Annotated in this window: 21 protein-coding genes; 16 read left to right on the top strand and 5 right to left on the bottom strand. The window is 53.9% G+C overall.

What is annotated here, in order from left to right; genetic code table 11:
* Window positions 1–102 precede the first annotated feature (102 nt).
* A complete protein-coding gene (locus NTH01S_RS05995; RefSeq protein ID WP_068171003.1) occupies window positions 103–1,611 on the top strand; it encodes a replicative DNA helicase in 1,509 nt (502 codons plus the stop codon).
* 140 nt (window positions 1,612–1,751) lie between these two features.
* Here the strand turns inward: NTH01S_RS05995 and arfB are convergent, their stop codons facing one another.
* On the bottom strand, window positions 1,752–2,177 hold the full coding sequence (gene arfB, locus NTH01S_RS05990; protein ID WP_068171000.1) for an alternative ribosome rescue aminoacyl-tRNA hydrolase ArfB: 426 nt from the start codon (window positions 2,175–2,177) through the stop codon (window positions 1,752–1,754).
* Window positions 2,178–2,289: 112 nt separating this feature from the next.
* On the opposite strand from arfB, the gene NTH01S_RS05985 reads away from it, so the two are divergent.
* Window positions 2,290–2,472: a hypothetical protein gene (locus NTH01S_RS05985; protein ID WP_157070881.1), complete on the top strand. Its 183-nt coding sequence runs from the start codon at window positions 2,290–2,292 to the stop codon at window positions 2,470–2,472.
* Window positions 2,473–2,570: 98 nt separating this feature from the next.
* On the opposite strand, the gene NTH01S_RS05980 is transcribed toward NTH01S_RS05985, so the two are convergent.
* The 4 genes from NTH01S_RS05980 to NTH01S_RS05965 all read right to left on the bottom strand — a co-directional run bounded on the left by NTH01S_RS05980 (window position 2,571) and on the right by NTH01S_RS05965 (window position 9,391).
* Window positions 2,571–4,193, bottom strand: a complete 1,623-nt coding sequence (locus NTH01S_RS05980; RefSeq protein WP_068170995.1) for an efflux transporter outer membrane subunit — start codon at window positions 4,191–4,193, stop codon at window positions 2,571–2,573.
* Window positions 4,190–5,371, bottom strand: coding sequence for an efflux RND transporter periplasmic adaptor subunit (locus NTH01S_RS05975; protein WP_068170991.1), 1,182 nt, complete (start codon window positions 5,369–5,371; stop codon window positions 4,190–4,192). Before NTH01S_RS05975 ends, NTH01S_RS05980 begins: the two co-directional genes overlap by 4 nt.
* Window positions 5,371–8,535, bottom strand: coding sequence for an efflux RND transporter permease subunit (locus NTH01S_RS05970; protein WP_068170988.1), 3,165 nt, complete (start codon window positions 8,533–8,535; stop codon window positions 5,371–5,373). Before NTH01S_RS05970 ends, NTH01S_RS05975 begins: the two co-directional genes overlap by 1 nt.
* 463 nt (window positions 8,536–8,998) lie before the next feature.
* Window positions 8,999–9,391, bottom strand: coding sequence for a helix-turn-helix domain-containing protein (locus NTH01S_RS05965; RefSeq protein ID WP_068170985.1), 393 nt, complete (start codon window positions 9,389–9,391; stop codon window positions 8,999–9,001).
* A gap of 100 nt (window positions 9,392–9,491) precedes the next feature.
* Here NTH01S_RS05965 and NTH01S_RS05960 point away from each other — a divergent pair, with 100 nt between their 5' ends.
* The 14 genes from NTH01S_RS05960 (at window position 9,492) to NTH01S_RS05895 (ending at window position 20,477) form a co-directional block, all read left to right on the top strand.
* The gene (locus tag NTH01S_RS05960; protein ID WP_068170982.1) at window positions 9,492–9,797 is read left to right on the top strand and encodes a hypothetical protein; all 306 of its coding nucleotides are present in this window, start codon (window positions 9,492–9,494) and stop codon (window positions 9,795–9,797) included.
* Between the two features lie 35 nt (window positions 9,798–9,832).
* Window positions 9,833–10,342, top strand: coding sequence for a hypothetical protein (locus NTH01S_RS05955; protein WP_245642221.1), 510 nt, complete (start codon window positions 9,833–9,835; stop codon window positions 10,340–10,342).
* 123 nt (window positions 10,343–10,465) lie between these two features.
* The gene (locus tag NTH01S_RS05950) at window positions 10,466–10,906 is read left to right on the top strand and encodes a hypothetical protein (protein ID WP_157070880.1); all 441 of its coding nucleotides are present in this window, start codon (window positions 10,466–10,468) and stop codon (window positions 10,904–10,906) included.
* Between the two features lie 36 nt (window positions 10,907–10,942).
* Window positions 10,943–11,395: a hypothetical protein gene (locus tag NTH01S_RS05945; protein ID WP_084367057.1), complete on the top strand. Its 453-nt coding sequence runs from the start codon at window positions 10,943–10,945 to the stop codon at window positions 11,393–11,395.
* The gene (locus NTH01S_RS05940) at window positions 11,376–12,692 is read left to right on the top strand and encodes a phage terminase large subunit (RefSeq protein ID WP_068170976.1); all 1,317 of its coding nucleotides are present in this window, start codon (window positions 11,376–11,378) and stop codon (window positions 12,690–12,692) included. The genes NTH01S_RS05945 and NTH01S_RS05940 overlap by 20 nt, the downstream gene beginning before the upstream one ends.
* Before the next feature lie 42 nt (window positions 12,693–12,734).
* The gene (locus tag NTH01S_RS05935) at window positions 12,735–14,171 is read left to right on the top strand and encodes a phage portal protein (RefSeq protein WP_068170973.1); all 1,437 of its coding nucleotides are present in this window, start codon (window positions 12,735–12,737) and stop codon (window positions 14,169–14,171) included.
* On the top strand, window positions 14,168–14,665 hold the full coding sequence (locus NTH01S_RS05930; protein ID WP_245642219.1) for a phage scaffolding protein: 498 nt from the start codon (window positions 14,168–14,170) through the stop codon (window positions 14,663–14,665). Before NTH01S_RS05935 ends, NTH01S_RS05930 begins: the two co-directional genes overlap by 4 nt.
* Window positions 14,666–14,730: 65 nt before the next feature.
* Window positions 14,731–16,110, top strand: coding sequence for a hypothetical protein (locus NTH01S_RS05925; protein ID WP_068170968.1), 1,380 nt, complete (start codon window positions 14,731–14,733; stop codon window positions 16,108–16,110).
* 54 nt (window positions 16,111–16,164) lie between these two features.
* Window positions 16,165–16,566: a hypothetical protein gene (locus NTH01S_RS05920; protein WP_068170964.1), complete on the top strand. Its 402-nt coding sequence runs from the start codon at window positions 16,165–16,167 to the stop codon at window positions 16,564–16,566.
* An 11-nt stretch (window positions 16,567–16,577) separates the two neighbouring features.
* Complete coding sequence (locus NTH01S_RS05915) at window positions 16,578–17,177, top strand: hypothetical protein (protein WP_068170961.1); 600 nt, start codon at window positions 16,578–16,580, stop codon at window positions 17,175–17,177.
* 9 nt (window positions 17,178–17,186) lie between these two features.
* Entirely contained in the window at window positions 17,187–18,167 is a 981-nt protein-coding gene (locus NTH01S_RS05910) for a hypothetical protein (protein ID WP_068170958.1), read from the top strand.
* Window positions 18,168–18,248: 81 nt separating this feature from the next.
* On the top strand, window positions 18,249–19,733 hold the full coding sequence (locus NTH01S_RS05905) for a phage tail protein (RefSeq protein ID WP_068170956.1): 1,485 nt from the start codon (window positions 18,249–18,251) through the stop codon (window positions 19,731–19,733).
* 2 nt (window positions 19,734–19,735) lie between these two features.
* The gene (locus NTH01S_RS05900; RefSeq protein WP_068170954.1) at window positions 19,736–20,161 is read left to right on the top strand and encodes a hypothetical protein; all 426 of its coding nucleotides are present in this window, start codon (window positions 19,736–19,738) and stop codon (window positions 20,159–20,161) included.
* A gap of 1 nt (window position 20,162) precedes the next feature.
* On the top strand, window positions 20,163–20,477 hold the full coding sequence (locus NTH01S_RS05895) for a hypothetical protein (protein WP_068170951.1): 315 nt from the start codon (window positions 20,163–20,165) through the stop codon (window positions 20,475–20,477).
* Window positions 20,478–20,768: the final 291 nt, after the last annotated feature.

Here is a 20,768-nt window from a genome sequence, read left to right as displayed (position 1 = left end):
GCTAAAGGCCATGCTCTGTTTCTCTTGCTGCGTTCGTAATGGAGGACGTGGCTACGTGTTGATGTTTGAGATGTCTTTTGTGGTGAGTGGGTGTCAGGGCGTATGAGTGAAGCGAATGTGGTGGCTGCTGGGCAAGATACATCAGAAGGTGGGCTGACAGCTCTTTTACGGCGTGCGCTTCCGTCCAGCATGCAGGCAGAACATGCTTTGCTGGGTGCGATTCTGACCAATAATAAAGCGTATGAGCGGGTTTCGGACTTTTTGGAGCCGGGGCATTTTGCGGATGCGGTGAATGGCCGCATTTATGAAGCGATTGCGCGGCGAATTGAGCGTGGGCAGTTGGCTGATCCCGTGACCATGCGTGCAGAGTTTGAGCATACGGGTATATTGGACGCCGCAGGTGGGCCGGCTTATTTGACGAAGTTGCTCACGGCGATGGTGGGCATTGTGAATGCGGGTGATTATGGCCGTGTCATTCATGATGCATGGATACGGCGTCAGTTGATTGAAATTGGCGAGACCACCGTGAACAATGCGTATGGTGCGCGCCCGGATTTGGATGGTGCGGATCAGATTTCGGCCTCAGAAGAAGCATTGTTCAGCTTGGCGACAGAACGCGGCCAAGATGGTGGGTTTGTTTCTTTCGGCGGTGCATTGACGACGGCTGTTAAGATCGCGGAAGAGGCCTTTCAACGGACGGGCGATGTTGTTGGCCTGACCTCTGGTTTGCGTGATTTGGATAAGCGGACGGGTGGCTTGCATCCTTCTGACTTGTTGATTCTGGCGGGCCGTCCTGCGATGGGTAAGACGGCTCTGGCGACGAAAATTGCCTTCTCTGCTGCGCGTGCGTTGATGCGGGATGCGCAGGAAGGGAATACGAAGCCTAAGGGTTCAGTAGCGATTTTCTCTTTGGAAATGTCTGCTGAGCAGTTGGCGACGCGTATTTTGTCCAGTGAATCGGCCGTCTCGGGCGAAAAGATTCGTCGTGGTGACATTGGGCAAAAAGAGTTTGATCGTTTTGTGCGCGTCTCGCGTGAGTTGCAAAGCTTGCCGCTTTATATCGATGATACACCGGCTATTTCGCTCTCGGCGATGCGGACGCGGTGCAGGCGTTTGTCTCGTACGCAGGGTTTGAGCCTTGTGGTGGTTGATTATTTGCAGTTGATGCGGCCAGCGATTGGGACGCGGCCGGAAAGTCGTGTTCTAGAAATCTCGATGATTACGCAGGGTTTGAAGGCTATCGCGAAGGAATTGGCGGTACCGGTGATTGCGCTGTCTCAGCTATCGCGTCAGGTGGAATCCCGTGAGGATAAGCGGCCGATGTTGTCTGACTTGCGTGAATCGGGCTCGATTGAGCAGGACGCGGATGCGGTGATGTTTGTGTATCGTGATGAGTATTATCTGCAGCAGCGTATGCCGAAGGATAGTGCGTATGACAGCAATGATAAATTCCAAGTGGCAACGGAAGAGTGGCAGCGCAAAATGGCGCTGGTGCATAATAAAGCTGAACTAATCCTTGAGAAGCAACGTCATGGACCGACGGGTACGGTGCAGTTGTATTTTGAGGGTGAATTTACCCGTTTTGGGGACTTGGATGTGATCCACGAGTGATGGGTTGAAGATGTGGTTTATGTGTGCCCCGTACAGGTTTGTGCGGGGCTTTTTTATGGGGGTATGAAGTAAAAAGGCGGTTAAACATTGAGAGGAGAAGTTGTTGGGGCGATTGGAATGTGACGCGAAGAGGTTTTCCGTTAATCATCCAATCGTACGCGGCGGTTCTTTTTAATGCCGGAGCGGTGGGATTTGCCGTCTAGGCGGCGTTGACGAGCGGCTTTGCCGGGGCGGGTGGGGACGCGGAAGGCTTTACGGTGGGAAGCCTCACGGATCATGTCTGTTAATCTGTTGAGGATGTCTTCACGGTTGCGGAGTTGAGTGCGGAAGCGCCGACCAGTAAGGACGATTTCGCCATTTTGAGTGCCCCGGCTTCCCGCGATTTCGAGTAATTTTTGTTTGACGCGGTCTGGTAAAGCGCAAGCAGTGTGTACGTTGAAGCGTAGCTGTGCTGCGGTGGCGACTTTATTGACGTTCTGGCCACCTGAGCCGGTGGAGAGGATATAGGTTATTGTGACTTCTTCCTCATAAAACCCGATATGGGGCGCAATTTCGCGATAGCCCATTGTGAGGGGTCCTTTAGAAGAGAGTGCGTTATTTTAACGGCGTGTTTTGATAATGCGTGTGGGTATAATGTGCTCTCTCTGAAATTGTAAGAGTTTGTTTGGCTTGTGCGGTGTGGCTTTTGATGGGGCCATTGTGCCTGTGCCTGTGCCTGTGCCTGTGCCTGTGCCTGTGCCTGTGCCTGTGCCTGTGGGCCTATCGCTGGGTTCTGATATTGGTGGGGGCTTTGTGCTCTGTTTGTGTATGGAAATTATCTATTGGGATTTTTTCTGGGTGTTTGTTTTTGTGGTGGAATAATCCGAACGATATTCTTTTTTAGGGGGCTGTGGTGGCGGTTTATAAAAGACTTAAGGCCGGGAAGACCCGGCCTTAAGGAAGAAGCATTACAGGAAAAGTTACTGAGGGAGTGCCCCAGTAGGGAGGGGGGCGAGTTCTGCCCCGGTGCCTTTGCCTGGTGTTGACGGCGCGGGGGCCGCGAGGTTTTCAAACTGCTCTGGGTGTTGGGAGGCTGTGACATCGCCAACGGAAGCAGGGTGATGCAGGCCATCATACTGGAAGGGTGTGATGGAGAGGGTTTGATCCATTGTCGGCAGGAGTTTGACGTTCCAGCCGCCGCCGAGGCTGCGGATGAGGTCCACATCGGCTTGGTAGAGGCGTGTGGCAATCTCGACCTGATGGATGCGGCTGTCCAAGGTGTTTTCTTGGCTGAAAATGGCATCCAGATAGGTGCCGACGCCGCCTTGATACAGGGTCATGGTCATGCCCTGAGTTTGGAGGTTCGCTGCGACGGCTTGTTGGAGTGCCTTGTTTTCGAGATTTAGGCGCTCGGTGCGAGAGAGGCCGTCTTCCACTTCGCGGAAGGCAGCGAGGACGGTACCGCGATATTCGTCTCGTGTTTCACGGTAGGCCGACCATGTGCGCTGAAGTTCTGCGCGGCGGAGGCCACCATCGAACAAGGGCATGTTAAAGCTGGCGCCGTAGGTCCAAAGTGAGTTTGCGAGGTTTGCGAGGTCAAACCCGTTGGACTCAAAGCCACCGCCGAAATTGAATGCGATATGCGGGTAGAACGCAGCGCGTGCGATCCCGATTTCGCGGTTGGCTTGGGCCATTTCACGTTCGGCTGAGGCGATGTCTGGGCGGCGTTGCAGCAGTTCAGACGGGATGCCTGTGGGGATGGTGGGTTGGTGGAAGCTCAGCTTGTCAATTTGTGGAATATGGAAGCTGGACGGAGAGGTATTGGTGAGAACAGCGATGGCGTGTTCTGTGACCTGGCGTGCAGCTTCTACATCCAGCTTAGCCGCTTGAGATGTGTAAAGTTGTGCTTGTGCGCGGGCGAGATCGAGGCGAGGCGCGGCTTTGAATTTTAGCTGCGTCTCGGTGATTTGCATGGCGCGCTGATAATACGCAATGGATTGTGTGTAGATCGCGATTTGGGCGTCATAGCCGCGCAGTTCGATATAATCCCGGGCGAGTTCAGCTTGGAGGCTGAGGCGTGCCATGGCGTAATCAGCCGCGCGCTCTTGTGCTTTTTGCTTTTCAGCGCGGACGTGGTTGCGGATGGCGGACCAGAAATCCGGCTCCCATGAGGCGAGGCCTTGGTAGATTTCTTGCGTTTGCGTCAGGGTGGCGCCGTTACGGAAAAGGCGGTCTGCTGCTTGTTTATTATCCGATGCCCCAGCGTTCAGGCCGAGATGTGGGAGCAACTCGGAGCGGGCTTCAACAACGAGCGAGCGTGCTTGTGTGAAGCGTTCTGCGGCGGCTTGAAGGTCTGCATTTTCTGTAACAGCGCGTGTTTCAAGCGTGTTGAGCAGGGGGTCATCGAACATGGTCCACCAGTCCGTCGGCAAGGTATTATCTGCCGGGGTGGCGATGCCGAAGGGGCCTTGGCCGTGCCAGGATTCTGGCACGACGAAGGTTGGTGGCGTGTAGGTAGGGGCAAGGTCACAGGCGGACAGACCCAAGAGCGATAGGGCTGTTCCGCCAGCGAGGCTAAGGCTTTTGAGGCGGCGCAGGGTCATTCTGATTTCCCAAATCCTGATTCGTTGTAGCCACGTTGTGGGGTAACAATGTGAACCTGATCTCCTTCGAGAAGGTCTGCTGGAGGGTTGTCGATGACGCGGTCTTGGCTATTGATCCCGGCTTGGATTTCGGTGGAGCTATCGGCCATGCGGCCAACGACGACCTTTTTGTAGTGAACGCGGCTGTTGGCGTCCACCGTGGCGACGGTCATGCCTTTTTCTTCAAAGACGAGAGAGGATGAAGGCAGTTCGTAGAGTTGGGAGTGTTCATTATTAGCTTTGAGGGCTACGGACGCGAAGGTGCCGGGCCAGAGTTCTTGCTTGTCGTTTTCCATCGTGAATTCGGTGATGGCGGTACGGGTGTTGGGGTCGAAGCCTTGTGAGGTGGTGAGGAACTGAGCCGTGAATTTACGGTCCGGGTATTGGGGGACGGTGACTTCTGCGGTCAGGTCCGGCTGTAAGACGTAGGAGAAGACTTCAGGAATGGAGACGAACATACGCAGGCGGTGCGTGTCCGCTACGGTGAACAGTTCGGATGCGCCGCCTGAAGAGTCTACGCTACCGCCGCCGCTATTGACGTAGTCACCTACGCTGACGTTACGTGCTGTGACGACGCCGTCATACGGTGCGACGATGGTTTTGAAGCGTTCGAGAGCTTCAAAGTGGTCCACGTTATGTTGGGCTGCGTTGAACTCTGCGAGGGCGGATTGTTCACCGGCGTTAGAGACGGAGACAGATTGGCCGGAGACGGCTTCTGACCGGCCCATGGCGCGCCAACGTTCTGCCGTTACGGTCGCGAGTTTGTATTTTGCCATGACGGAGGCGAGATCTGCTTTGGCTTGTGCGTATTGGGCATCAAGTGCTGGTGCGTTGATCTCGGCCAAGACGTCACCAGCTTTGACGTGGGCACCGTAATCTTTGTACCACATTTTCACGTAGCCAGAGACTTGTGCGTAGATTGGGGCTTGGTACCAAGCGTCAATCGTGCCGGGCAGAGTCAGGGCGACTTTGGTCGGTGATTTTTGCGGTGCGATGACCGAGACATTCGGGATCGCGTTTGCGTCCGTTTCTTCCGCAAGTGCGGAAGAGGCGTGGACTTTATCAATGACGAGATAGCCGGCGTAGAGCGCCAGGAGGCAGCCACCCGCGACGGCGACGAGTTTAGGAGAAGTGGCCATCAGACGGTTTCCTTCTGACGCGATGAGCGATTATGGAGGATAGCGTAAACGCACGGTACGAAAAGGAGTGTGGAGATAGTGGCCACGATAAGGCCACCGATCACGGCACGTCCGAGTGGTGCGTTGGTGGAGTTGGATGTTGCCATTGGGATCATACCCACGATCATGGCCAGTGCGGTCATGAGAACGGGGCGGATACGGCCAAACCCGGCTTCGATGGCGGCCTTGAGGGCGTCACCGTGAATTTCGATCCGCTCACGGGCAAAAGAGACAATGAGGATGGAGTTTGCCGTGGCGGTACCCATGCACATGATGGCACCTGTAAGGGCAGGGACGGAGAGGCGTGTGCCTGTTAGGAACAGCGCCCATGCGATGCCGCCCAAGGCACCGGGCAATGCGGTGATGATGATGAAGGGGTCCAGCCAAGACTGGAAGTTCACCACGATCAGCAGGTAGATCAGCACGATGGAGACAAGCAGGCCCTCGACCAATTGGGTGTAAGCGCCGTGCATGGTAGTGGCTTGTCCGTGGACGGTGACGTCTGACGTGCGTGGGACGTTGTGTTTGTCATGGGACAGCACATCGTTCACGCCATTCAGGACGGAGCCGAGATCGGTGCCTTCTGCGGAGACGTAGATGTCAATTTCAGACATCGAGTTAAAGTGAGACACTTCGCCCGGTGTGCCGGTGGCGACAACGTCAGCCAATGCGCCGAGAAGTTGTGTTTTATCGTTCGGGTCACCATCGCCCTTATCAACAGGAATGGTCAGCAGGTCTGTCAGGTGAGTGAGTTGATCCTGTGACGTATAAACGTTGAGTGGGAAGGTAACGTTGTCTTCAGGGTCAAGCCAGAACTGGGGATCAACAACGCCGGAACCGGAGAGGGTCAGGAGTTCGTTGGTGGCCAGATCGTTTTCGGTGATACCGGTGGCCTGACTAAAGGTACGGTTGCCATTTACCATCAGTGTAGGCGTTGCCATCGTTTGTTGGATGGTGACGTCGGCTGCGCCGGGGACGTGGCGTAGTTGGCCGATGATGTGGCGTGCGTAGCTGTAGTTGTCTGAAATGCTCGGGCCTGCGATTTGGATATCGATTGGGGCAGGTGAGCCGAAGTTCAGAATTTGGGTGGTGAGGTCAGCCGGTTGGAAGGTGAAGACTGTGCCGGGGAAGCGCGCAGAAAGATCTTTACGCAGCAGCTTGCGGTAATCCCAAACCGGTGACTCTGGGTCTTTGAGAGCGATTGTTAGGTCACAATCCTGCGTGCCGACGCTTGGTGTGGGCATGAAGGCTTGGTTATGGGGGCCTTCAGGAAGGCCGCAATTGGAGATGATGTTGGCCACTTTACCGGGGAGGTCTTGGTGGATGCGATCATCAACGAGTGCCGCGATACGGCCAGCAACTTCAATACGCGTTCCGAGTGGGGTGCGCATATGCATTTGCAGGGCGCCAGATTTGACTTCGGGGAAGAAGTCACGGCCCGAGAATGCGTAGAGGGTGAAGGAAGCCAGCGAGCAAATGAGGAAGATGCTCACGAAGGCTTTACGGCGTGCGACGCAGCGTGTCAGCACATCGTTATAGCCGTTACGGAAGGCTGTGAAGCGGCGCTCGAAGCCCTGTTGAAAGCGACCGAAGAATGTTTTCGGTGCTGGTGGGTGAGTGTCGTGCCCATGGGCGTGGTGGACCTGACCGGCAAGAAGGTACTTGGCCATGGTTGGGACCAGAGTACGGGACAGGATGAAAGACGCAATCATCGCAAAGATGATGGCCTTTGCCATTGGCATGAAGAGGTAACCTGCGACGCCGTCCAGCTCAAAGAGAGGGAGCCAGACGATACAGATGCAGGTTGTTGAGACGAAGGTTGGAATAACGATTTGGTTGGCGGCATCAATGATGGCGAGTTCGAGATCTTTACCCATTTCGAGATGGGTATCGATGTTTTCGATCATCACGGTCGCGTCGTCCACGAGGATACCGACGGCGAGAGCGAGGCCACCAAGGGTCATCACGTTGATGGATTCACCAGCCCAGCCCAAGCTAATGATGGAGCACAAAATAGCCAAGGGGATGGAAGTGGCGATGATGACGGTGGAGCGCCATGAACCGAGGAAAAGCAGCACGACAATGCCGGTGAGCAAAGCGGCTGTGACCATTTCTTGAACCACGTCGTGGATCTGGTCTTTCACCAAGATAGAGGCGTCAGACAAAATGGAGACGTGGACGTCTGGTGGGAGGATGGCGCGCAGGCGTGGGAGGAGGGCTTTGGTTGCGGCCACAACGTCGAGTGTTGAGGCGGAGCCGCTCTTTTGCGTGATCATTTCTACGCCTTGGCGGCCTTTGACCAGCACAAGGTTTGTTTGGGGGTGACCGCCGCGATAGACTTCAGCGACATCACGGACATAAATCACAGCGTTACCGACGCGTTTGACCGGGATGTTGGCGATGTCATCCATCGTTTCCGGTGTGGCGTTGGTTTGGACCATCCAATCCGTTTGGTCGATTTTTTGGTCACCTGCCGGCAGAACGATGTTCTGATCACGCATGGCTTGTTGGACGTCTGCCGCAGAAAGGTGATGGGCGCGGAGCTGATTCTGGTTCAGCGCGATCATCACGAAGCTATCCATACCACCGTTAGGGTGGGCCACGACAGCGCCGGGGACGGTGGCGAGAAGTGGGCGGATGGCGATGACGCCGAGTTTAAACAAATCCGACGGGGTTTGTTTTTGTGAAGTCACCTGAAGAGCAATGACCGGAACCTGTGATGGGTTCAGGGCCATGATCATAGGAGCAGGGACTTTTGGCGGCAGGCCCAGCAAGATTGTTTGGGCGATGGCTGTGACTTCAGCCTCTGCTGTGCCGACTTCTGTGCCGGGTTGGAAATAGATTCGGACGATGGAGCGGCCGTAATAGCTATCCGACTCCATATGTTCGATGCCCTGTACCGTCGTGGTGACGGAGAGCTCGAAGTTATAGGTGATTCGTCCGGCGAATTGCTGTGGCAGCAGACCTGGGTAGGTCCAGACGACAGCAACGACGGGAACTTTAATGTTGGGGAAGACGTCTGTCGGGGTCTTGAAGATCGACATGACCCCGAACATGACAATTAAGATCGATAAGACGACGAATGTTAATGGTCGTCTTAGCGCGGTCACGACGATGGCATTCATGGAGCGGTAGTTCCAATCCTGTGACTAGCTATGAAGGAGTGCTGCCAAAGCTAATCGTTTCATGCGATTTAGTCTCATAAATGATGCTTTATATTGTGGATGAATGATTACCGCTTTGTCATGATTGAGAGTGTTCTTCAGTTTTGGTGGTCTTGGATTTGGGTTTTTGAAGGGTATCTGGGTGTGTGGGGGGGGTATTGCCATGAGGATGGGGAAGGTTTTGAGTAAAGACATTTGGCATTAAGCCACATTTCTTCCTTGACCCCATGGCATATTGCCATTAATTTATCGTTAATCGCTGGGTTTCATGGTGACGTTCAGTGTTTAGGTAGGGGGGTTCTTTGGCGATGTCGTTTCGAGAACCGCACTCTATCTCGTTGATCTTTTTCGTATCGGTGCGGAAGGGATTGGTCATAGCGGTCAAAGAAGTCCTGAGGGCGTATGAAGAACAAGCAACCCACAATCAGTGCATCTCTTCATCTGGTTTCGTGGGCGGAGCAGGTGTGTCAGAAGGACTGTTTCTGTCCGTGTGCGACGCCGTGTCTTGTCGCTGGAGCACCAACTCTGGGTGCAGGGCGGCCAGCCTCAGGGCCAATTCTTCGTCGGTACGACCGTTCAGGACGCCTTTCAGAAGAAAGTCAGTTGAAACGCGAAGCCGGTTCGACAATGCGGCAATGAGGAACACGTTTGGGGCGCGGTCCCCGCGTTCAATCTTATTGAGTGTGGATGCGTCAATACCCAGCAGGCGAGCACATTCGCTCTGGTTGGGGATAACGAGTTCTCTGGCCCATGCAATGCGCTGTCCAATCGCGCGTTGGAGTACCGTAAGAGAATCTGAGCGTTTTTGTTTGGCCATGAGGCTTTTTTAGCAATGGCTTTATGCCAAATCTAGTCTCTTCTTGTTTCATATAAATTATGGCATTTTGTCATAAATTTGATTTTGTAAGGATTTTTTTATGTTTCATCAGACAAATATAGGTGGGGTTGGTGCGCGGGTTTCATCGGGGGCATTGGCAGCTATGCTTGCGTCTGATGGTTGGGTGCCTAAGAAAAAGACGGAAGGGGCGGCATATAAGGCCTTTGCGGCGAAAAAGCCGATTAAGGCGCGTATCGCTCGAAAAATGGTGGAGCGTGATACGATGGAGGCCTTGCCGGCGGGGCACTCTGTCACTTGGGCTGCTTTGTGGGGGGCGGATAAAGTCCCGGCGTTTCCTGGCTTGGTGCCGATGGGTGGGCGCGAGTTGGTGACGGGTATTCACTGATGTTGGCGCAAGGAGAGAAAGTTCAGGGCGTGAAGATGGGTGGGCGCCCGTTGGATGAGGCCATGATGGCGCCGACGAAAGAGAGGCACCAGCATAATGCGTTGCATGAGAAAAAGGGAGTGTATCGTGTCGTGAATACGGTGCAGTCCATGTATGACGCGCAGGATATTGGGGATGATGAGCTGGCGGCTGCGGATCGGTGGTATCGGGAATATCTGTTTGCCACGATGGGTGTGGTGGAAGAGGTGCCGTCTGATGGGCGGTTTCGTGAAAAGGGTGATATGCATACGTGGATGCTTGGGCGGGGAAAGTGTTCTGCTCGGATATCGGCTATTCGTGATGCGCTTGGTTTGGCGGTGCACGTTCGGCTGGAAATGCTTTTGGCGCGTGAGATGACCTTTTCAGCGATGGCGCGGTATATTTATCCGGGTTTATCGGAGGGGCGTGCACGAATGAAGGTATCGGCTCAATGTGCTTTGGTATTGGAGCAGCTGGTTCATGCTTATGAAAATTTAAAATGCATGAATAATAAAAAATATCATTAACGTTAAATTAACTATTGCATTGTGAACGCGGTTTATTTATATAGAGACTATATTGAAGATTTGTATTGATTAACAAAAGCCGCGCACCTTCTGGGTGGGTGGCTTTTTTTATTGGAGTTTTTTGTGAGTTTATTGAATTCTATTCAATGCGGGGCCGTTGTTTTTGTGGGTTGGCAGACCATGGTTGTTTTGGAGGTTTGCCGTGGTCAGGCGGTGTTGTGTCCTTTGATTTATGATGATGAGGCTCATCATCGTGCGGATGTTGTGTTGCATTGGTCAGAGTTGGTCGAAGCGGGTTTGAACCGTGTAGATGTGCGGTGCCGTGCTATTCCGTGTCAAAGGGATGTGCGGAAATTACGACTTTTGGGGCGGGTGGGGAGTGATGTGATGGCGCGCATCGTTCCGGCGGCTTTGCAAGAACAAAAAAGGCGAGTGGCTGAGCGGCGCGGTGCAGAGGGGTGGGCTGATATACGGTCGCAGCAGGCTGTAGCTCGGGCGCGGTTGGTGCGGGAAGGTCGTGATGTTCGGGGGGCTTATCAGGGTGTGCGGCGGCGGGTTGGTTGAAGATATGCGGTACGGGCTTGGGTAAGGGGGTAGGGTATGGTGAGTGAACGGTCAGTCAAAAAAATGCGGTCAGGCGGTGGGCGTACACGGAAGCGACAAGAGAAATTTCTGGCGCATTTGGCATTAAGCGGAAACATTTCTGAAGCGGGGCGTGTAGCGGAAGTACAGAGGGGGACGTTGTATAAATGGAAAGACACGGATCCGTCTTTCTGTGTGCGCTGGGAGGATGCTCTGGAAGAGGCGGCGGATTGCCTTGAGGCGGAAGCGCGGCGGCGGGCTGTGGATGGATATGATGAGCCGGTTACATATGGTGGGAAGGTGGTGTGTAACCCGGAGACGGGACACCCTTTGATCCGGAAAAAATATAGTGATGGGCTGATGGCGTTTTTGCTGAAGGCGCATCGTCCTGCACGGTTTAAGGCAGCTGAAGGTGCTGCGGTGTCTGGCGCAATTTCAATTAATATTAGCCATGACGACAACGCTCTTTAAACTTAATGACGGGCAGCGTGAGGCTGTGCGGCTGTTGGGGGGGGAGGCACGGCATATTCTTTTGCGGGGTGGATCTCGTTCTGGGAAGACGTTTGTTCTGATGCGTGCGGTTATTATTCGTGCGTTGAAGGAGCCGGGGAGCCGGCATGGGGTATTTCGGCATCGTTTGACGGCGCTGAAGGCGTCTGTGTTGCGGGATACGTTTCCGAAGGTCATGCAGAAATGTTTTCCGCAAGTGGCGTGGAAGCTGGACCGGCAAGAATGTGTGGTGACGTTTCCGAATGGTTCATCAATTTTATTCGGCGGGTTGGATGATGAGCAGCGCACGGAAAAAATTCTTGGGTTGGAATTTTCAACGGTTTATTTGAATGAGGCGAGCCAGATTAGTTATGGCGCGCGGAATATGCTGCTGACGCGGCTTGCGCAGAAAACGGGTTTGGTGAACCGGGAATATATTGATGCGAACCCGCCGAGTGTAGGGCATTGGTTATATTCATTATTTGAGACAGGTATTGAGCCGAAATCGGGGGAGCCTCTGGGTAATCCCGCATTATATGCGACGATGATTTTAAACCCGCACGCTAACCGGGAGAATTTAAGCCCGGAGTATTTGGCGGCTTTGGAAGCGCTGCCGGAGCGGGAACGGCGGCGTTTTTTGCATGGTGAGTATCAGGTGGCTGTTGAGGGAGCGTTGTGGCGCTTGGAGATGTTCCGGCGGGAAGCGGCGGTGACGTCTGTGACCCGGCAGGATGTGGCGGCACGGATGCGGCGCATTGTGGTGGCGGTTGATCCTTCGGGGGCGTCTGGGCCGGAAGATACGCGCTCTGATGAAATTGGGATTGTTGTGTGTGGTGTGGATGCGCAGGGGGTTGGCCATGTTTTGGAAGATGTGTCTGCGCGGGATAGTCCGGCGGGTTGGGCTGGACGTGCGTTGCGTGCCTTGGATGAATGGGGGGCGGAGCGCATTGTTGCGGAGCGTAATTTTGGCGGTGCGTTGGTGGAAGGCACATTACGGAGTGTGAGGGCGCATGCACCGGTGAAAATGGTAACGGCGGCGCGGGGCAAGGCGGCGCGAGCTGAACCGGTTGCAGCGTTATATGAGGTTGGAAAAGTTGTTCATCATGGGCGTTTTGCGGCTTTGGAAGAGCAGCTCTGTTATTTCTCCGTGAGTGGTTATCGTGGGGCGCGATCACCGGACCGAGCGGATGCGATGGTCTGGGGATTGAGTGAAGTGATGTTGTCATCAAGTGGGCAGGTAGCGAGTTGGGGTTCGTCTGGTTTTTCCTTGATGCGGTGATGAACGTTACGGGCTTTTTTCCTTTTTAAAATTGGAGAACTCATGGACTGGTTGTCTCTGCAACAGCGTTATGCTGTGCCGGCGGGTGCTTCGGCGCGTACGGCACGTTTGTTGGCGCTTCGTCGGGTGTTGGATGGTACGCAATATGATGCGCTATCGTATCCTTTTGCGCAGGAGCGTTCGGGGGCGGGGGAGTATATTCCGCTTTCGAACCGTCGTCCTGCGGTGCGGACGAATATGTGTCGGACGGTTGTGGATGATGCGGTGTCGCTTTTGTTCGGTGACTCACATTGGCCGAGTTTGGTGGCGGATGACCCGCGCGTGGCGGATGCCATGGGGATGTTTGCGTCTCAGACGCGGTTGGCGTCTTTGATGATGGAAGCGGCGACGTTGGGCTCTGTTGGGTCTGTGGCGATGCTGTTTGAGGTATCTGCTGGGGTACCGAGATTATCAGTGTTGGATACGGCGTATTTAACACCGTTTTGGGATGATGCCAGTGGTGAGCTGCTGCGGGTTGAAGAGCGCTTTTTGGTTTATGGGCGTGATTTAGCGGCGCAGGGGTATCCGATTGCTCAGGATTTGTTGGGTGCGCAGTTCTGGTGGCAGCGCATTTGGACGCCGATGGATTGTATTGTGTCCGTTCCTTGGATGGTGGGGATGGATGGTGGGGCGCGTGATGAGCGGCGCTCTGTGCATCATGGGTTGGGGTTTGTTCCGATCGTATGGATGCGAAATTTGGGCGTGCATTCTGGGCGTGATTCAGAAGGTGAGTGCACGTTTGAGCGGGCTATTGATACGGTTATTGAGGCGGATTATCTGCTTTCGCAGGCGGGGCGGGGGCTGAAATATGGCTCTGATCCGACGCTTGTTTTGAAAACAGGTGGTTTGGCGGAAGGGGTGGCGCATCAAGGGGGGGCGGCGGCGGCGCTGACTTTGCCGCCTGAAGGTGATGCTAAGCTTCTGGAAATTAATGGCAGTGCAGCGGGAGCAGTGCTCGATCATTATCGGGAGTTGCGCCACATTGTTTTGGAGCAATTGCACGGTAATCGGGCGCATGGTGATCGACTGTCCGGAGTGCAATCGGGGAGAGCGATGGAGCTGATGTGCCAGCCTTTGATTTGGTTGGTGGATCGGCTGCGCCATTCTTATGGCGAGGGGGCTTTGCTTGAAGTGTACCGGATGGCGTGCCGCTTTTCGCAGGTGTTGGACAATGGGTTGCGGCTGGGTGGTGTGTTGGTCAAGGACCTGCCGCTTTGTCGGTTGAGTTTACGTTGGCCGCCATGGTTTCCAGTTGCTGATCAGGAGCTTCAGGCTTTGGCTCAGGGCTTGGTCACGGCGGTGTCGAACGGAATTGTGAGTCGGGAAACGGCGGCGAAAATGTTCGCTACGGCGTCTGGTCATCCAGATCCCGGCTTGGAGTGGGCTGCGCTTGAGCGGTGTTCTGCATCTACGGGTGCTTTTAATTCGATGAGGAAATGATGTCGAATTCTCGAGAGAAATCCGTAAGCGATGATGCGCTGCGGCAAGCGTTGGAAGCTGCGCAAAATGAAGTAAACTCTATGCGTGGTGAGATGGATGCGTTGTTGGCGCGCCAAGACGCTATGACACGGACGCATGAAGAAGCTTTGTTGCGTGTGAAGGCGGAGAGTAATCGTGAGGTTGTGACTGCGGCTTTACGTGCGGAGGCGATGCGGATGGGGGCGCATAACCCGGATGATGTTGTACGTTTGCTTGATGTGAGTGGTGTGCGGCGTGATGATGGTGGTGCCGTTATTGGTGTGACAGAAGCTTTAGAAAGTGCTCGGCGTGAGCGGGCATATTTGTTTGGTGAGCAGGTACGGCCGGGTGTGGCTCTGGGTACGACGATGGCGCATGGAGCGCCGCGCCCTGGGGGGCTTGAGCCTTTTGATGCGCGTTCGGCATCAAGTTCGGACTATGAAGCGCGTAAGTGGCAGTTTTTAGCGCGTTCTTAAAATATTTTTGACGTATTTGGCATCTTTTTACGTGTGTTGAGCACGGTATTTTACGGGATATATTTATGAGCATTGATAATTTTCCAGTTCAGCTTCAGGCCGCAATTCAGCAAGGTTTTCTGGCTCGTGAGTTCGAGAACGGTTTGAAATCTCGTTTGGGTTTTCGTCAGGTGGCAGATCGAGAGGTTTTTCCGAACGCTATTGGTGAAACGCTGACGAAGACGCGTAAAAGTTTGAAAGCGCCGGTGACGACGCCGATGAACCCAACGGCGAACACGAATTTTGATAATGGTATGAGCCCATCGGGTTGGTCGGTTGAGCAATATACGCTGGGGATTAACCAGTATGGCGATACGATTGACCTGAATATGGTGACGTCCGGTGTTGGGATTGCGTCACAATTTTTGGCGAATGCGAATACGAATGGTATTCAGGCGATGCAGTCTTTGGATCGTCTGGCTCGGAACACGTTGTTTGGCGGCGCGCCGGGCGGTGTTGGTGGTTATCTGGGCGGTAATACGCGTGTTATTACGACGCTGGGTGCGGCTGCGACGGCTGTGCAAGTTGATGATGTTCGTGGTTTCCAGTCGGTTATTCTCGGCGGTCAGGTTGTTCCGGTCGGTACGAGCAGTGGCATGACGGTGACGGTTGGTGCTGGCTCGTATACGCTGATTGCCGTTGTTCCAGATGCTGTGAATGTGTCCACCGCGCCGGGTGGTGTGTCGGGTGTTCTGCAATTCTCGGCAAATGTATCGGTTTCGGATGGTACGGCGGGTCAGGCTGTTGTTGCGGCGACGGCACCTATGGTTATTCGCCCTAATGGTCGTTTGACGACGGCGGCGCTGCAAACGGCGAGTGTGCAGGGTTTGGCGGATACGTTGGGACTGCAACAGGTTTTGGCTGGTGTGGCGACGTTGCGGCGTAATAACGTGCCGATGATTAATGGTGCGTATCACTGTTATTTGGATGATCTTCAGCTTTTGTCTTTGTTCCGTGATAATGATTTTAAGCAGCTTTATCGTGGTGCGTATGGCTCGGAAGAATATCGTTCTGGTCAGGTAATTGAATTGCTCGGTGTGCGTTTTATTCCGACGACGGAAGCGCCGCAGCAGGCGTCTTTGGGGGCGGGAACTATTCATCGTGCGCTGCTGTTGGGCCAAGGTGCGCTGATTGAGGGCGATTGTGCGTTGACGGGGCATTCCGATATTCCGGATGCGGAACGTGCATTGATTGAGATGGTGGATGGTGTGGCGATGGTTACGCGTGAGCCGTTAGATCGTCTGCGTCAGATTATTGCGCAGTCTTGGTATTGGATTGGTGGCTTTGCGTTGCCGACTGATGTGACGGCGAATGTGAATGTGATTCCGACGGCGACGAACGCGTATTTGAAGCGTGGTGTTGTGATTGAGAGTCTGGGCACGGATGCTCTGGGTTTGACGTTCTAAGGGAGTTGGAAAGGCGGCGTGTTGAGCGCCGCCGTTTTTAAATGTGGAGTGGGGATGTCTGAATCTTTAGGTCTGTCTGTCGATTTTTTGGCAGATAGCGAGAAAATGGATGTGCGCCGCTTTTGTGGGTATCCGGCGATTGGGGCTTTGAATACAGGCCAAGAATCATGGCGCTTTTTCGAAGTCGAGGGAGCATTGGAGTGGCGGATGCAGAATTTGTCTGCGGTGGAATTGCAGCAAGTGCGCTTGTATTTGACGCAGCTTTATCCGTTGGAAAAAGCGGTATTAGGGGCATCAGATAATCTCGATACGGCGCAGGCGGCAAGTTGGATGCATAATGCGCGTGAAGTGCAGGACCGTATGGCGTTGTTTACGGTTTGGCGCAGGCGGTTATGTGCATTCTTAGGGGTTTCTGGCGGGCTTGAATTACAAGATGGCCGCGCTGTTGTCATCTGAGGGGGCGCGGTGTGCGATCTGATCTTTTGGCGCTTAAATTGGGGCGTGGTTCTGCGAAGGTGGCTCAAATTTTGGGGCAGTCTGGAGTGCAGTATCGGCCGGTGGATGGGATGTCTGCGCTGACTGCGCCGTATGCGTCACCGATGCTGGCGTTTGATGTTGATCCGTCTTTTTCGGGTGTAAAACCTGCGGGTTGGGGTGCTGTTGCGCGGTATGTTCTGTCTGACCGGTTGAGTGATACGCGGGTTGGGGATGTTTTGGTGTGTGGCGGGCAGAATTTTTTTGTGGCCGCGGTGGGGATGAATGCGCCGGCCTTATGTATTGCCTGTGATCAGATTGTGAGTGTGAGTGCAGTCAGTGGCGGCAGTGGGATGGTAGTGTCTGGCTGTCCGGCGGCAATTATTTTGCGCTCTAAAGGGGAGAGTGTGCAAAGTGGTGTGCCGGGGGCCGCACATCCGGGGCAATTTATATTGTATTTGCCGCATTTGCCGGGGGTGATGCTGCATCCTTATATGACGGTTATGTCGGATAATGGGGCGACATATATGATTAATTCGGCGGAAAAATCGGCGTGGGGGTTGCGCTGTATTTTATCGTTGCAGCAGGTTTGAGGGGTAGAAATGGCGGGTCTATCGCAGGTCGGTCAAGCTCTGGCTTATCAATGTGCGCAGTTGATTTACCCGCAAGGTTTGCACGCAGAAAGTGTGACGGGGCGTCAGGTGATTATTCGGCGAGGGTGGTTATTGCCGAATGATATTTTTGCGGTGCAGGGGATACGTAATAATGTCGATTACCTGACGATTACGATGGTGCCGCATAATACGCAGAGTAATATGCCGATTTTACCAGAGCCGTTAGGGCGTCCATGGAGGGTGAGGCAGCGTGTGGCGGCGACTGTTGACGCTGTGAGTCTGGGGGATGGGCGGGTGCGGCTTGTGTTTCCTTCAGTGGGTGCGGCGACTGGTGTGGTGGGTATTTGGACTGAGGATGGACGGTCAGCAGCGCGGGCGGTGATGGCGGGGGATACGCCAGTTTCTGTGGCGCAGGCATTAGCTACTCAATTAGATGGGGTTCTTGCTGAGGATGCGACTTTGTCAGTGCCGGGATGTTCTGTGTTTGCCCGCGTGGGGGGGTATGGTGAATCTGTGCGGACGGTGAGGCGGCAAATGCAGCGTTATCGCTTGTCTATTTGGACGGCTGATGCATCTGCGCGTGAGATCATTGGTGGGGTTGTTGATACGGCTTTGGCGGATATGAGCTGGCTTTCTTTCATTGATGGTGGGCAGGGACATATTCATTTTGCGGGTGTTGAGGATGTTGATACGATGCAAAATGAGACGTTGTTTCGGCGTGATTATTTCTACGATATTCAATTTGATGTTGAACAGGTGCAGTGGTCGTCAGAATTAATGTTTGGCGGTGGGCAGTTCGATCATGGGCATGCTGATATGTGGGGTGTGCAGGTGCCGCAATGTAATGCGGGGGTGGTTGAACAGGCTTTGCAGGCGATGAAAAATGCTGAGATGCAGCAGGTAGGGCAAGGTGTTTATCCGGGGATGGCTGTTGATGCCTTTGGAACGGTGAGTGCTGTAAACGGCTGATATTTTTTGAGTCCTCTTGAATTTTAATGTGCGGAACCTCTGCCTTTTGGGTGGAGGTTTTTTATTTTGGGAATGAAAAAAATGTCTTTGATTTATCAAGCTGGAGCGCTGAATACGACGGCCCTGACGGTTCCCAATCTTTATGTACAGATTGCACAGCCGCAGGCTTTGTCGTTAGCGGGGGCGGTCTCTTCTAGGTTAGGTATTGTTGGTACAGCGAGTTGGGGCCCGGTTGGGGTGCCGGTGACGTTGGGTAGCATGGCGGATTATGCTGCGGCGTTTGGTCCGAAGCAAAAACGGATTACGGATGCGGGTGTGGCGCTGAATATAGCGGCAATGCAGGGGGCTTCCGTGTTCTCTGTGGTGCGTGTGACGGATGGGAGTGATAGTGCCGCTACGGCTACTCTGGAGGGGGTAACGCTCCAGGCGGTGTGCACGGGGGCGGCGGGTAACGCGATTAATGCGGCTGTTACGGTGACGGGGAGTGGGTTTGCGCTGTCTGTTTCTCACCCGGTTTTGGGTTCGGCAAGTTATGCGGGGGAAGACTGGTTTAGTCTTGAAACTGCGGTAGGGCAGGATTTGTCTGCTCTTGTTAAAATCATATTGCCAGCGACGGTGCCGGCGCTCGCTGTGGGAAATGTGGTGCTATCTGGCGGGGGGGATGGAGGTGTGCCGTCTGCTTCAGCATGTGTTGGGCAAGATGGGGTGGTGAGGACTGGGTTATATGCTTTGCGGGGGCAAGGGTGTTCTGTCGGGCTGGTGCAGGGTGTAACGGATAGCACTTTGTGGGCAGCGCAGGCGGCCTTTGGCGCGAGTGAAGGCATTTATATGATTACCTCTACGCAGGTGTCTGACACGGTGTCTAATGCTGTGGCCGTGAAGGCTGCGAGTGGAGTGGATAGCGTGGCGCTGAAGGTGATGTTCGGCGACTGGTTGTATTGGAATGATGATACCTATGGCATGATGCTTGTGAGTGCGCAGGCTTTTGCAGGAGGAATGCTGGCGGCTTTATCACCTGAACAATCGAGTTTGAATAAGCCTCTTGCGGGTGTCATTGGCAGTCAGAAAGCGGGGTTGAATGGTGGCAGTACAAGTTATTCTACTGCGGAACTCTCAACGCTGTTTACGGCGGGTCTTGATGTTATTTGTAACCCTGCGCCGGGCGGTGCGTATTGGGCGGTGCGGTGTGGACATAATAGCTCTAGTAAGAGCGTTATTAACAGTGATGCCTATACGCGTTTGACGAATTACCTCGCGGCTTCTTTGGCGGGGGGAATGGGGCGGTATGTTGGTCAGGTGATTAACGATACGTTGTTTGGTGATATTCGCGCGACGTTATTGGGTTTTTTATCATCTCTTCTGGGGCAAGGTATTCTGGGCCGTCAGGGGGGAGTGTTGCCGTATAGTGTGGTGTGTGATGCGACGAATAATCCGCAGGCACGCACGGCTTTAGGGTATGTGCAGGCTGATATTGCGGTGCGCTACCAAGGCATCAATGAGAAATTTGTGGTGAATTTGCAGGGTGGATCATCGGTGAGTGTGTCTACGCTTGGTGGGAGTGTGTGATTATGGCCAATCCGTATAGTATTGGGCGTGATTGTCGTATCACGGTTCTGTGGAACGGTGAGCGCGTTGATTTGCGAGATGTGACGTCTTTTGGTGCGTCACAGGAAACACAAGCATTGCGGGCGCATCCGTTGAATGGCGTGCCAATGGAATTTAATGTTCCGGATGGTTGGCGTGGCTCATTTCAGATTGCGCGGGCTTCGGCTGCTTTGGATAATCTGGTTGCGTCGATTGAAGCTGCGTATTGGAATGCTGGGACAGTTGGTGCGGGTACTATTTATCAATACGTTTCCGAACCGGATGGTACGACGAGTACGTGGGAATATACGAATGTTTCTATTAAATTGAAGAATGACCCATGGCAGTCGGATCAAATGATGCATCAGACTGTGCAATTTTTTGCCTCAACACGTACAAAGGTTTCTTAAAATGCTGCCTAAAGATTTGGTGTTGGAAGATGGACGTAAGCTTATGCTGCGGGAGTTGGATCCGGCAGATATGCTTGATTTGATTGAAGCTGCGGGGGCGGCCGTAAACAGCCCTGCTGCGGGGGCGTGGCTGAGTTATGCGGAAATGATTTGTTCTGTCACGGCTATTGATGGGGTTCCAGTTCAGATGCCGGGGACGAAAGATGAAATTCGTGATTTGGCACGTCGTTTAGGAAAAGGTGGGCTTGTTGGGCTGCAACCTTTTTTTGAGGGTGTAGAAGATGAAGAAGCATTACGGGTTACGGCAAAAAACTGAGTAGGCACCCTGATTTTCAAGAGATTTTATATCTTTTGAAGGTGGGGGTGCCGTGGGATCAGGTGATATCTTGGTCACGTGCGCGGCGGATGGCTGCTTGTGTGGTGACGGCGGAGCGAGAAGGGTTTTGTTTTGATTGGGATGCTCTTAGGTATCGGGAGACGTCATGAAAATACAAAACTGGTGGGGTGTTTTTCTGAAGCCTAAACCGTTGGTTCGAGGGGTTTTGGACCGGCAAGCAGGCTATTTACGCTCATCGCATGTACCGAAGTTCGTGTCTTCACAGTCGAT

The sequence above is a fragment of the Neokomagataea thailandica NBRC 106555 genome (assembly GCF_001598495.1).
Lineage (GTDB): Bacteria > Pseudomonadota > Alphaproteobacteria > Acetobacterales > Acetobacteraceae > Gluconobacter > Gluconobacter thailandicus_A.
The sequence above is the reverse complement of the archived record's forward strand: the minus strand, read 5'-3'. Positions and strand labels throughout refer to the sequence as shown.